The following is a 13029-nucleotide window of genomic DNA, read 5'->3' as shown; positions in this document are numbered from 1 at the left end:
TTTTATTCGATGACTTGTCCTGCTTCTTTCAAGACAGATTCTGGAATGGTAATGCCTAATTCTGCTGCCACTTTTTTGTTAATGACAGACTTACCATCTGTGAAGATTTCAACTGGTGTGTCAGCTGGTTTTTGACCTTTCAAGATCTTCGCAGCCATTTTACCAGTTGCCACGCCAAGATCATGCTGGTCTACGACCACAGATCCTAAACCACCTGCTTCGACCATGGCCGTCGCACTTGGGAAGATTGGCTTTTTAGCTGTTTTGTTGGCTTCAACAACAGTTGAGAAGGCTGATGCAATGGTGTTATCGATTGGAACCCAGATAGCATCGACTTTACCAGTCATAACAGAAACTGTTGAAGCAACTTCGTTTGTTGAAGGTACAGAGTAAGGAATCACCTTGAAACCTGCTTTTTCAGCCAATTTTGTAAATTCTTCTACTTGAGATTTAGAATTGTCTTCACTGGTTGAGTAAAGGGCACCGATTGTTTTTACGTTCGGAGTCAATTCTTTGATCAATTTCAATTGTTGCTCCGTTGGATTGTGGTCAGATACTCCTGTGATATTGCCACCAGGTTTTTTCAAATCTTTAACCAAGTTAGCTCCGACTGGGTCTGTGATAGCACCCATGACGATTGGTTTGTCCTTAGTCGCACTAGCCAAACCTTGAGCAGATGGGGTTGCAATTCCGATCAAGACGTCGTTGTTGTTTTGGACCAATTGTTTGCTCATGGTTGCAACCTTGTTTTGGTCTCCTTCCGCATTGAGGAATTCGATCTCAATCTTGTCCTTGTCGTAGCCTTCTTCAGCCAAGCCATCTTGAATCCCCTTGTAGATTTCGTCTAGCGATGGGTGGCTGACCAACTGCAAGACACCTACTTTTACCTTCTTAGTTCCATTTGTTTTATTCGCATCATTTTTGTTGGTCAACATTGGATAAACAACAGCTACCAAAATAACAGCTAATAAAGCACCAATCATTCCCAATACACGTTTGTTTTTCATATTTTTTACCTCTATCATTTATTTTTTCGTTTTTTTTCATCTTTGTTAAAAACTGAGTCGCCATCGTTTCTTCATCTTCTTTTCTCCCTTCTTTCTTGAAACAAAAAACACGCCTACACATAGCGAAAGCTATGTGAGGACGTGTCATCGCGGTGCCACCTCACTTATGGGAAAATTGATAAACTCCTCCCACATCTCTGTCTTGTCTAGCAACAAGTTGCACGATAAGGTGTGCCGACCGAATTTTTATTGTTTCAAATTCATCTCATCATTAGTCCAATTTCATAAATGTCCACTACCCACTTTCACCAACCGTGAGCTCTCTAATAAATTTTCATTTATTACTTTTCTAATTGAATCCATTGTAAATGTTTCTGTAAGCCTTGTCAATACTTTTTTATGTTTTTTTTGAAAACGTTCGTCATTTCCTGAAATTCTTTTCCTAGTGAGGTTGTTTTTGCAAAATGTTTGTCCTTCTTCTTCCTAGGTTTTCAGGCACTTTTTTGATATAATTTACTAGAACTAGTCTAGAATGTTGAGGAAACCCATGTCTTTTGATGGATTTTTTTTACACCATATGGTGGATGAATTACAAAGCGAACTCTTAAATGGTCGCATCCAAAAAATTAACCAACCCTTTGAACAAGAGTTGGTTTTACAAATTCGTAGCAACCGCAAGAATCAAAAACTCTTGCTTTCTTCTCACTCTGTTTTTGGACGGATCCAACGAACCCAGACCAACTTCGAGAATCCTGCCTTCCCCAATACCTTTATCATGGTCATGCGCAAGTATCTCCAAGGGGCAGTCATTGAGCAGATCCAGCAAGTGGAGAATGACCGCATTTTAGAAATCGCCGTCTCCAATAAAAATGAAATTGGAGATGATATATCTGTGACTTTGATTATTGAAATCATGGGCAAGCACAGCAATATCATTCTTCTGGACAAGGCGACAGGAAAAATTATCGAAGCAATCAAACATGTTGGCTTCTCTCAAAATAGCTACCGGACCATTTTGCCAGGCTCGACCTATCTAGCTCCTCCAAAAACCGATGCGGTCAACCCTTTTACAATCAAGGACGAAGTATTATTCGCCTTTCTCCACCGGGAAGAGTTAACACCTAAAAACCTTCAAACCCATTTCCAGGGTCTTGGCCGAGATACTGCTCAAGAATTGGCCAGTCGATTAGAAACTGGAGAAAAATTAAAAACCTTCCGGGCATTCTTTGAGGCTCCAACAGATCCTCGTCTAACGACAAAATCCTTCGCTGCTCTCGCTTTTGCTGATAGCCAGGAGGAAACCTTTGAGACCTTATCGGATCTACTCGACCACTATTACTTGGACAAGGCCGAGCGCGACCGGGTCCAACAACAAGCTGGAGAACTCATTCGCAAGGTGGACAATGAACTAGAAAAAAACCGGAAAAAGTTGGCCAAACAGGAAGCCGAACTGGCAGCGACAGAAAATGCCGAAGACTTCCGGCAAAAAGGGGAGCTTCTCACCACCTTCCTCCATCAAGTCCCAAATGATCAAGATCAGGTCACCTTGGACAACTACTATACCAATCAACCTATAACCATTGCCTTGGATAAGGCTTTGACCCCCAGTCAAAATGCGCAACGCTACTTCAAGCGTTACCAGAAGTTAAAAGAAGCTGTTAAACATTTGACCTCTCTCATCCAGGAAACCAAGGAAACCATCTCCTACCTGGAAACAGTCGAAACCGCTCTGGCCCAAGCAAGCCTTTCTGAAGTCGCCGAGATTCGAGAAGAGCTGATCCAAACAGGCTTTATCAAACGACGCAACCGAGAAAAGATCCACAAACGCAAAAAACCAGAGAAGTATTTAGCTTCTGACGGGAAAACCATTATCTTGGTCGGCCGAAACAATCTTCAAAACGAAGAATTGACCTTTAAGATAGCTAAGAAAGATGAACTCTGGTTCCACGCCAAGGATATTCCAGGTAGTCACGTGGTTATTACTGGTAACCTCAATCCTTCAGATGAGGTCAAGACAGATGCAGCTGAGCTAGCGGCTTATTTCTCTAAGGGACGACTCTCTAATCTAGTTCAAGTCGACATGATTGAAATCAAAAAACTCAACAAACCGACCGGAGGAAAACCTGGCTTTGTAACCTATACTGGTCAGAAAACCCTACGGGTCACCCCTGAAGAAGAAAAAATTAAATCCATGAAACTAGCAGATTAATGTCAAAAAGGTTGAGCGACGCTCAACCTTTTATTCTGCTTTATTGATATCCTCTTTGACCTGATCAACATTAAACTTAGCAAAGAGATACTGGCGATCCTGGACAGGGAAACGTTGATCCAATTGATCAATGGCCCCAACTTCAACAATCCCTTCTTTGATAACAAAATCCATGACATGACCTCCGAAGGTATGATCATCTGAGATAAAGTGAAGGTGATAGCCTGCTACACTGACCCCATGGAAAATCTCTGGTGTCCAAAAACCAACAATAGTTCCTGTAACATTTTCTCGCGTAAATTCAGGCTGATGGGTCGCCACATCTGCAAATTTGGTGTCTGAAGTTGATTTGGGAATCATACGCACATGCATCTTGGCGAAATCACCGTGAATCTTGATGGAACGAAACAAATTTTCGCCATCATAATAAGATTCAATGCGAGCCTCTAATTCCTCATCCGTCATTTCAAAGCGCTGACGAAAAATCACTTCGGCCTGATGGGGCACGATGGCCGCATAAGGGACTGTCGCATCCGGGGCCACTTCCACAATCTCTGGCTCCTCTCCTGATCCCTTAGCTTGGTAGGCTTTACCATCTAAGACAATCAGTTCGCCATCAATGGAGTCCAGGGTCCCAATTCCAAGATCTCCATGCTCTAGTAATTCTTTAATGGTAAAGGATCCTCCATAGAGACCAGCCATCAAAGCCCCCAAGGTATTGTATTGAAACAATTTCACCGGTTCCATTATCTTCTCCCTCATTCATCTTGTCTTCTTTTCAGCCCTTCCAGTATACCACAATCTCAAGGACAATGACAGAAAGACTGATTAAAAAAAGAGCGGGCCAGAACAAGGATGCACACTTGTTCTGATTCCCGCCCTTCAAGGGTCAAGTAGTTAATCTTCTAACAGGCTCTCATAGAAAGCTTGCATTTGCCCATCATCTGGGACTAGCTGCAAATAGCCTTCTGCCACTTCCCGGGCTTTTGCGACATAACCCAACTCTCTCAAGAGGTAACTATAGCTTTCTAAGTACTCTGGATTTTCTTTCAAATCTGGGAAGAGCTCTTCATAGATCGGAGCCGCTTTTTCAACCTCTTCGAGTGCTACCAAGGCACGAGCGATATTCCAACGGGTGACGACATTTTCCACTTCCACTTCTTGCCATTCAAGGACGTCTTCATAGCGTTCCTGTTCCAAATAAAGAGTTGTTAGGCGAAGGGCGATATCTTCAAGATCCTCAGCAACTTCTTTGGCTTCTAACAAATACTTCTCTGCCTTTTCTGGCTGGTGCAACTCGTAGGCCAATTGGGAGGCTAGAAGGAGGAGATAAGCGTCAAAAGGATTCTTTTGGATCCCTTGCTCTGCTATTGCTAACGCTGTTTCTCGGTCATTCTCAGCTTGTAGAGCCAAGGCATAGCCGTATTCATACCCTTCAAAGTCTGGCGACAGTGTATCAATCTGCTTGAAGTAGATCAGAGCACGTTGATACTCTTCTCGGTCAGAGAGAAGGGTTGCCAATTCATAGGCAATCTGGTCATCAAACTCAATTTCCAAGGCCTTTTCTAGAAACTCAATAGCAGACTCAAACCGACCCAGATTCGCATAAGCATAGCCAATCCGCTGGTAGGTGGAAATGCCCGTTTCTTCTAAAATGAGACGGTTGTCTAACTGAGCATACTCTTGAATGGCTTCTTGGTAATTTTCAAGTTCTAAATCAATCTCTGCCAAGCCTAGTTGAATAATAGGGTCATCTGAAAGAGTCGCTGCTTCCATCAGTTTTTCTCGAGCCACATCTGCCAAGCCCTCACTTTGGTAGAGGTCTGCCTTGACTAAAAGGCTGGCTAGATACCATTCCGAACTTTCCGGGATTTCTTCCAAATAAGCAAAGGCTTCTTCCATTAGGCCATCTTCCGCTACGATGGTGGCTAGACTCAAATAGACCTCTGGAAAATCATCTCTTAGATGCAAGTAGGTTTGCTTGGCTTCTGGGTAAAAACCAATACTTTCAAAATATTGTCCCAATTCTAACAAGGTTGCTGGATCATCTTCTAGCAAAGCCTTATCCAAATAAGCTGGTAGACGATCTAGCTCTTGTTTCTCAATTGCTTCTAAAATTTTTTGACTATTCTTCACTTTGAATTTCCTCAACTTCGTCCTTTTCGTACAAACCACTGACCTCTTTGTACCATTCAAATAGAGCACTGATGACTACTTTAGCCGAAGCATAAACCGGGATTCCTAAGAAGACTCCCCAGATTCCAAACATAGAGCCAGAAGTAATCAATACAAACAGAATCGTGATTGGGTGGATATTGAGCTGACTCCCCAAGACAAATGGGGAAACGAAACGTCCCTCGATGGTTTGCTCAACAATAAAGACAATGACGACTTTGACAAACATCTCTGGTCCTGCCACCAACCCCAAGACTAAGGCTGGGAGCATGGCCAAGAAGCTACCCAAGTATGGTATCAAGTTCAAAAAACAAGCGGTTACACCGAGTGTCACAGCGTAACGAAGCCCAATGATCTTAAACAAAAGAATAAACATTAAAGCTACGATGATAGCAACAGTAATCTGACCTCTGACATAATTGGCCAATTGTGTATTGACATCAGACAGGACTTTGTCTGCAGATTTACGAATCTTGGTTGGCAAGAAACGGATGATTTGCCCTTTTAAGTTCTTTCCATCTCTCAAAAGATAGAAGACGATAAAAGGCATAATAATCAAAGCGATAATGACCTGAGAGGCGACAGTAATCAGATTGCTGACCCAGTTGACTGCTCGGGCGGAAAAAGAACTCGCCCAACTGGTAATATTCTGCGACAATTGGCTGGTCCATTCATCCAGCTGAGGCTTGATTTCTGGAGACACTTTGTTGTCTAAGACATCATCGATGGTCATATTAGCCTTTTCCAAGTAATCTGGCAGGTTCTTCATAAAACTAAGAACCTGACGTTGAATGGCTGGAATAGCGACAGCCAAGCCCCATAAAATGAGAAGCGCGATCAAAATAAAGACGATGGAAATTGCAATAATCCGTTTGACCCGGTGCCTTTCCAAAAAGTCGACGATTGGATTTAACAAATAATAGAGGAGCCCTGAAATAATGACTGGCAGCATGACTGCTGCTCCGAACTCTAACAGGGGTGTAAAAATAAAACTAATCTTGCTGAGAACTAAAATATTCAATCCCATCAGCAAGGTTACTAGAAAAACAGTAATGGCCTTATTATCTACAAACCATTTAAAAAACCAGGATAAACTAAAATCTTTTTCTTTATGTTCCACGGGAATCTCCTTCGTTTTCAATCTGTTTTTATTTTAACATTTTTAGTCCATAATTTCACGATATAGCTGAAATGTGAGCTTTTTTTTAATGCTTAGCTTGTCAATCCTTCACCTAATCGTTTTCCATCCCCTTCTTTTCTGATATAATGGAGCTATCAACAAAGTCGAGGTGCATGTGATGCAAGATATTTATTTCGGAACCTATACCAAACGAGACTCTAAAGGAATTTATAAGGCTTCCTTCGATGAAAGAACTGGTCAACTTAGCGACTTACAACTAGTTGCTCAAGAGCCAAACCCAACCTATCTCGCTTTTTCAAAAGCTGGTTTCTTATACAGTGTGGGTGCGGACCAAGGTCTTGGCGGCATTGCAAGCTTTAGTCCTGACCATCAGTTAATCAATCATGTGGTCGAGGAAGGGGCGCCCCTCTGTTATGTCTCTGTTGATGAAGCCCGGGGGTTGGTCTATGGAGCTAACTACCACAAGGGACAAGTTCTCTCTTATCGCATCCATGAAGATGGCCATTTAACTTTTGTCGACCAAGCGACTCATCAGGGTTCTGGACCTCACGAAAACCAAGCGAGTCCCCATGTACATTATGCAGATCTCACTCCCGATAAGCTACTCATCACTTGTGATTTGGGTACCGATCAAGTAGTGGTCTATCAAGTCGATGATCTTGGAAAACTAACGAAGACTCAAACCTATCAAACAGCTCCAGGTGCTGGTCCGCGTCATATCATTTTCCATTCTCATTACAAAACCGCCTACCTCATTAACGAATTAAACGCTACCATCGATGTCCTTTTCTATGACGGACTTGGCTACTTTGAACAGTTCCAAACCATCTCAACCCTACCTAAAGATTATGAAGGTCAAAAATGGGCCGCTGCTATTCGCCTCTCAGAGGATGGGAAATTCCTCTATGCCTCAAATCGTGCCCATAACTCCATTGCAGTTTATGAAATCTTGGCAGATGGTAGCTTAGTGCTTCTGGAAATCGTTCCAACCAATGGACTCAATCCACGTGATTTCATTCTTAGTCCGGACCAAGAATATCTCATTGCAGTTCATCAAGATTCAGACAATGCCACTGTTTTTAAACGCGATAAAGCGAGTGGTCGATTGACTGAATTGAGCCATGATTTCCATGTCCCAGAGGCGGTTTGTGTCCTCTTCAACTAACAATCAAAACGCTTGCTAGTTTAGTTAAAAAATGATTAAATAGTGATAATAATAAATAGGTTATAGGAGAAAACTCATGAACCCAATGGATTTGTTTAACCAAGTCAAAGAAATGATCGAAAAGAAAGATTTCGATACAGCTAAAAAATTTATCGATGACAACAAGGATAACCTTGGTGACTACTTAGAACAAGCAAAAGCTCTTGTTGCTGGAAACGATCTAGTAAGTGGTGCTGTTGATAAAATCAAAGGTTTATTCTAATCCCTAAAATTCTCAACCACTTGGTTGAGAATTTTTTGTTTAGCTCGATAGCAAAAAAAATCCTTGAGAAAACTCAAGGATCTTTTTAGTCTAGTAAACTAGCTTATTTTTTCAAGTTGTAGAATGATTTCAATCCACGGTATTCAGCTACTTCACCAAGTTGATCTTCGATACGAAGCAATTGATTGTATTTAGCGATACGGTCTGTACGTGAAAGTGAACCAGTCTTGATTTGTCCTGCGTTTGTTGCAACTGCGATGTCAGCGATTGTTGAATCTTCAGTTTCACCTGAACGGTGTGATACAACGGCAGTGTAACCAGCTTCTTTAGCCATTTCGATAGCATCGAATGTTTCAGTAAGAGTACCGATTTGGTTAACTTTGATAAGGATTGAGTTAGCTGCTCCTTCTGCGATACCCTTTTCAAGGTATGAAGTGTTTGTTACGAAGAAGTCGTCACCAACCAATTGAACTTTTCCACCAAGACGTTCAGTAAGAGCTTTCCATCCGTCCCAGTCATTTTCATCCATACCATCTTCGATAGTGATGATTGGGTATTTGTTAACCAATTCTTCAAGGTAGTCGATTTGTTCTGCAGCAGTACGTACAGCAGCGCCTTCACCTTCGAATTTAGTGTAGTCGTAGACTTTACGTTCTTTATCGTAGAATTCTGATGATGCACAGTCAAATCCGATGAATACGTCTTTACCTGGTACATATCCAGCAGCTTCGATCGCAGCAAGGATTGTTTCAACACCGTCTTCAGTTCCTTCGAAACGAGGAGCGAATCCACCTTCGTCACCTACGGCTGTTTCAAGACCACGAGATTTAAGGATTTTCTTAAGAGCGTGGAAGATTTCAGCACCCCAACGAAGAGCTTCTTTGAATGTAGGCGCACCAGCAGGTACGATCATGAATTCTTGGAAAGCGATTGGAGCATCTGAGTGAGAACCACCGTTGATGATGTTCATCATTGGAGTTGGAAGAACTTTAGTGTTGAATCCACCAAGGTAGCTGTAAAGTGGGATTTCAAGGTAGTCAGCAGCAGCACGAGCTACAGCGATAGACACACCAAGGATTGCGTTCGCACCCAATTTACCTTTGTTAGGAGTACCGTCAAGAGCGATCATTGCACGGTCAATAGCTTGTTGATCACGAACATCGTAACCGATGATTGCTTCAGCAATGATGTTGTTTACATTGTCAACAGCTTTTTGAGTTCCAAGACCACCGTAACGAGATTTGTCACCGTCGCGAAGTTCAACCGCTTCGTGTTCACCAGTAGAAGCTCCAGATGGAACCATACCACGTCCGAAAGCACCTGATTCAGTATAAACTTCTACTTCAAGTGTTGGGTTACCGCGTGAGTCTAGGACTTCGCGAGCGTAAACATCAGTAATAATTGACATTTCTTACTCTCCTTTGAGTTTAAATTTTTTACACCTCTATGATACCTTAAAAATACGCGTTTTTCAAGAAAAAACGTTATCTTTGTGCAGATTTTCCTTAACTTTAGCAAGAAATCGCTTTCTTTATCTTGAAATCCAGCTCCATTCGTTTGTCATTTTGTAGTTAAAGTATGATATACTATTCTTATGACTGATCTATCTAAAGAAATTATGGAAAAGGCCCACGGTGGCTTAAAATTAAATCCTGATGAACAACGTCGCTTTCTAGGTACTTTTGAAGAGCGCGTCCTAGGGTATGCTGATTTAAGAACAAGCAACAGTCCTCAGCTTCAAAAGGGCTTTTTGAAGGTGCTTAAAAGCTTCAGTGAGCAAGCTGACCCTCTCTTTGTAAAAATCTCCCCAAATGTTGATTCTAGCGTCCAGTTGAGCTATCTAAAACAAGCAAAAGAGTTCGGTTGCCAGGCTACCATTGTTTCGGAAGAGCATGACTCCTCTCCTTTTGGGCTCGTGATACATACAGATGCACCAGTGACCACTACTGACAAGGACCTTCGCTCTGCTTTTGCAGATCTCTGGGAGGAAGAAAAGAAACCGAGCAAACCTTCTCTTTGGAAGAAATGGTTTGGTTGATCATGACTGTCCCCTAGGCATTTATATCAATAGCAAAAGATTACATAGAAAAAAGCGGTTTAACCGCTTTTTTCTATGCTTAATAGATTTCCAATATTTCTAGCTGTAAAGAGAAGATTTTCCCTTGCGTTCTTCAGAAGTTGGTCTAAACTATCAGGGTGTTTCGTTATGGAAAAAGCTCCGACTATATTTTCAAATGGGAGACTTGGTAAATCATCTGCAAGACTTCCACAAATAGCTATGACAGGGATTCCCTTTGGGGTTCGTCTCGCAACTCCTATCGGAGCTTTTCCTGATAGACTTTGATGGTCCAGTCGCCCCTCACCGACAATGACCAAGTCTGCATTTGCTACCTTGGAGTCAAAGTCGATTAGCTCTAAACAAGTTTCAATTCCTGAAACAATCCTTGCATGCGCGAAGGCACAGAGACCTGCCGCAAGACCTCCACCAGCTCCCATCCCTGCTTGGGTCAACACACTAGGACAGTTCTTTTCATAAAAGCTGTAAATAGCTTGATCTACTTGCTCAAACAAAGCAGGATTCAGCCCCTTTTGTTTTCCAAAAATATAGGTTGCTCCATCTAGTCCACATAGAGGGTTCGACACGTCTGCTAAGATATGTATCTGGACATCCACTGGAATCTTTATCGCTTTCTCTTTACGGATGGAATCACACTTTAAAAGACTTTGTCCACAGGCCTTCAATTGCTTTCCTTCTCTATCATACAATTGATAGCCTAGACCTACTGCAAGACCAAGCCCACCATCATTGGTGGCTGTTCCTCCAACCCCGATATAAATATCCTTTTTTCCTTTATTGATCAAATAACAGATCAGTTCTCCAATTCCTCGGGTCTCTATGTCAAGTGGATGACGTTGATCAACTGGAATTTTTCCTAAGCCGATCAAGTCGGCTACTTCAAAGAGAGCCATAGTTTCCTTCTCCACATACCGCATTTCTACCGGCTTTCCAAATGGACCTGTAACAAGGGCAAAGGTTTCCTTCAAGTCTAACGAGTATCGGATGGCATCCACTGTCCCTTCCCCTCCATCTCCAATAGGACAAGTAATCGGTTCTACATCGATAATAGACTGTTGCAAGCCTTCCGCAATCACTTCCGCTACTTCTTTCGCGGGTAGGCACTCTTTAAATGAATCTGGAGCAATTAAAATTTTCATGGAGCCACCTCCTTTATCTCTTTCTATGTTGGTATTTTCCATCACACCTTATCTCCATAAAAAAACATCCAGGAATATTCTCCTGGATGTTTTGGATTAGAATCGGATGGATTCTCTTGTTTTTTCATATGAGCTAACAAATCTCTCTGTTACTCCTGGTTCTACTGTTTCCAATGCTTCTGAAATGACTTTGAAGGAAGCAGGATAGTCATACTCTTTTTCAAAAATGTACAAAGCTTCATCAAAAGCTGCTTGGACATGATCATCGAACGAACGATAACGATTTGAGTATTGAAGCAACTGCTCTGTTAGAGTAGCGTATTGTACCAGTTTATAAGTTTCTTCTTCTAACTCTGTCATATCGTTGGTCAAAATATCCAGGAGACGATTGACGTTTTCAATATTGACACGACGACCTTCTAACTCAGCCAAAAGAGCTTCTGTGTTATCACTTGCAGTGAAGAAGATAGTAAGGAAGGATTGAGGAATTCCAGGTAAGTTACGCTTATCCATGTAGCGCTTAATAGCATGTAAACGGTTAGCGTAGATATTTACCTTTTGACGAGCATTCGTATCGTCTTTCTCAATCTTAGACAAGGTTTCGCTCAGTGCAATCTGATCATCTTCAATTTCCTTCAGACGTTCTTCAATCGCTTCTAACTCTTCTTGAAGAATAGAGTAAGCTTTTTGAGTTTCAGATGTATCATTCAAGGCATCCTCTACAACAAGCTCTTGAGCTGTTAATTCAGCTTCTAACTCCTTCAAGTGATTTTCCTTGAGTACTTTGCTTTCAAATATTTTGCTGAGACGTTCAACTTCTTCTGCTAAACTCTTGTTATTTTCCTTAGCATGGGCAAGGTAACCTGGTAATGCTTTGACCAATTTTTCAACCACTTTGTGTGATTCGATTTCACGAGTGAAAATATCATACAAGGCGTTGATTTCTTCTTGAATCTGCTCATTCTCATAGAGTGCATTATCTAATTCAAGAGCAGCAACATTGGCAAGATTGGCTTTCAATGCCGCATGCAGTTGTTGGAAACGTGCTTCCAAGTCGGTCTCTGTAAAATGATAACCAGATTCCAATAGTTTGCGATAACCAGATTCCAAATCTTCCAATTGGTCAGGAAGAGTTGTTTGTAGATCCTTCACAATTGCAGGAACTTTTTCAACAATGTGAGTCAAGGCTACAATATGGTTTTCTGCTGTGTCAAGAATTTCAGCAGCTTCAACAGGGTCACCTGATGAATTCAAGGTTACAAATTTTGAAAACTCAACTTGAATATTTTCAGATTGCTTCTCAATTTCGGGAAGCGCTGGGCCATACGCATCTGGATCAGAAGCCACTTGTTTTTGCAAGTTTTCAAACATATCCAAGGCATGAACAACTCGACCGCTATTCATTTCTTCTTTTTCTTTTAATTCAGATAAAGCTTGACGGATGGCCTTGATATCTTCATCAATTAATTGAACCTGACTCTCAATATTTCCAATTGCTTGCTTGGCTTTTAAAAAGCGGAAAGAATTGTTGTAGCCTTCTGCTTCAAAGAGGTTGTTCTCAATATCGGCAAAAGAATTGAGGGATAGGTCCACCCATTTTTGATTCCATTCACGAAATGCAACTTGACTTTGACCAATCAAATGCATATTCTTCACAGCCTCTACTTCATCATTTACTGGAAGGTTATACAACTCTTCTTTTCGTTCTTCCAGTGCTGCTAGTAAGGCTTCGTTACGCTTTCTCAATAAGACTGCCACTACATATCCTAAAACCAAAAGGACCCCAATGACAATAATGAGAATAATTAGTCCACGAGACATATAAAAACTCCTTCATTAAATTACTTGAAAGTA

The 13029-nt window shown here is 41.6% G+C and carries 11 protein-coding genes and 1 other annotated feature; of the genes, 4 read left to right on the top strand and 7 right to left on the bottom strand.

Features of this window, described 5'->3' with window-relative positions; translation table 11 throughout:
* Positions 1 to 2: 2 nt before the first annotated feature.
* Entirely contained in the window at positions 3 to 935 is a 933-nt protein-coding gene (gene trpX, locus ACOXXR_RS03155) for a tryptophan ABC transporter substrate-binding protein (protein ID WP_445278864.1), read from the bottom strand.
* A gap of 204 nt (positions 936 to 1139) precedes the next feature.
* Positions 1140 to 1374 (bottom strand) — a binding site (T-box leader).
* A gap of 180 nt (positions 1375 to 1554) precedes the next feature.
* Here trpX and ACOXXR_RS03150 point away from each other — a divergent pair.
* Complete coding sequence (locus ACOXXR_RS03150; protein WP_445278699.1) at positions 1555 to 3216, top strand: Rqc2 family fibronectin-binding protein; 1662 nt, start codon at positions 1555 to 1557, stop codon at positions 3214 to 3216.
* A 30-nt stretch (positions 3217 to 3246) separates the two neighbouring features.
* Here ACOXXR_RS03150 and budA read toward each other — a convergent pair whose 3' ends face one another.
* From budA to ACOXXR_RS03135, 3 genes are all read right to left on the bottom strand, one after another.
* A complete protein-coding gene (gene budA / locus ACOXXR_RS03145) occupies positions 3247 to 3978 on the bottom strand; it encodes an acetolactate decarboxylase (RefSeq protein WP_023027055.1) in 732 nt (243 codons plus the stop codon).
* 135 nt (positions 3979 to 4113) lie between these two features.
* Positions 4114 to 5352, bottom strand: a complete 1239-nt coding sequence (locus tag ACOXXR_RS03140; protein ID WP_270285308.1) for a tetratricopeptide repeat protein — start codon at positions 5350 to 5352, stop codon at positions 4114 to 4116.
* Positions 5342 to 6511 carry an AI-2E family transporter gene (locus ACOXXR_RS03135; RefSeq protein ID WP_154853366.1) on the bottom strand — a complete coding sequence of 390 codons (1170 nt, stop codon included), beginning with the start codon at positions 6509 to 6511 and terminating at the stop codon, positions 5342 to 5344. The genes ACOXXR_RS03140 and ACOXXR_RS03135 overlap by 11 nt, the downstream gene beginning before the upstream one ends.
* 175 nt (positions 6512 to 6686) lie before the next feature.
* Between ACOXXR_RS03135 and ACOXXR_RS03130 the strand changes: the two genes are divergently transcribed.
* The gene (locus ACOXXR_RS03130; protein WP_445278698.1) at positions 6687 to 7697 is read left to right on the top strand and encodes a lactonase family protein; all 1011 of its coding nucleotides are present in this window, start codon (positions 6687 to 6689) and stop codon (positions 7695 to 7697) included.
* Between the two features lie 76 nt (positions 7698 to 7773).
* A complete protein-coding gene (locus tag ACOXXR_RS03125) occupies positions 7774 to 7959 on the top strand; it encodes a hypothetical protein (protein ID WP_123159043.1) in 186 nt (61 codons plus the stop codon).
* Between the two features lie 103 nt (positions 7960 to 8062).
* On the opposite strand, the gene eno is transcribed toward ACOXXR_RS03125, so the two are convergent.
* Positions 8063 to 9367, bottom strand: a complete 1305-nt coding sequence (eno, locus tag ACOXXR_RS03120) for a surface-displayed alpha-enolase (protein ID WP_000022824.1) — start codon at positions 9365 to 9367, stop codon at positions 8063 to 8065.
* A 186-nt stretch (positions 9368 to 9553) separates the two neighbouring features.
* Between eno and ACOXXR_RS03115 the strand changes: the two genes are divergently transcribed.
* On the top strand, positions 9554 to 9997 hold the full coding sequence (locus tag ACOXXR_RS03115; RefSeq protein WP_023027060.1) for a DUF1694 domain-containing protein: 444 nt from the start codon (positions 9554 to 9556) through the stop codon (positions 9995 to 9997).
* 59 nt (positions 9998 to 10056) lie between these two features.
* Here ACOXXR_RS03115 and ACOXXR_RS03110 read toward each other — a convergent pair whose 3' ends face one another.
* Together ACOXXR_RS03110 and ezrA are read right to left on the bottom strand one after the other, a co-directional pair.
* Positions 10057 to 11175 carry a glycerate kinase gene (locus ACOXXR_RS03110; protein ID WP_445278697.1) on the bottom strand — a complete coding sequence of 373 codons (1119 nt, stop codon included), beginning with the start codon at positions 11173 to 11175 and terminating at the stop codon, positions 10057 to 10059.
* 96 nt (positions 11176 to 11271) lie between these two features.
* Positions 11272 to 12996, bottom strand: a complete 1725-nt coding sequence (gene ezrA / locus ACOXXR_RS03105; RefSeq protein ID WP_023027062.1) for a septation ring formation regulator EzrA — start codon at positions 12994 to 12996, stop codon at positions 11272 to 11274.
* Positions 12997 to 13029 lie beyond the last annotated feature (33 nt).

The sequence above is a fragment of the Streptococcus sp. KHUD_013 genome, assembly GCF_052588545.1.
This window is presented reverse-complemented; position numbering and strand designations above follow the sequence as displayed.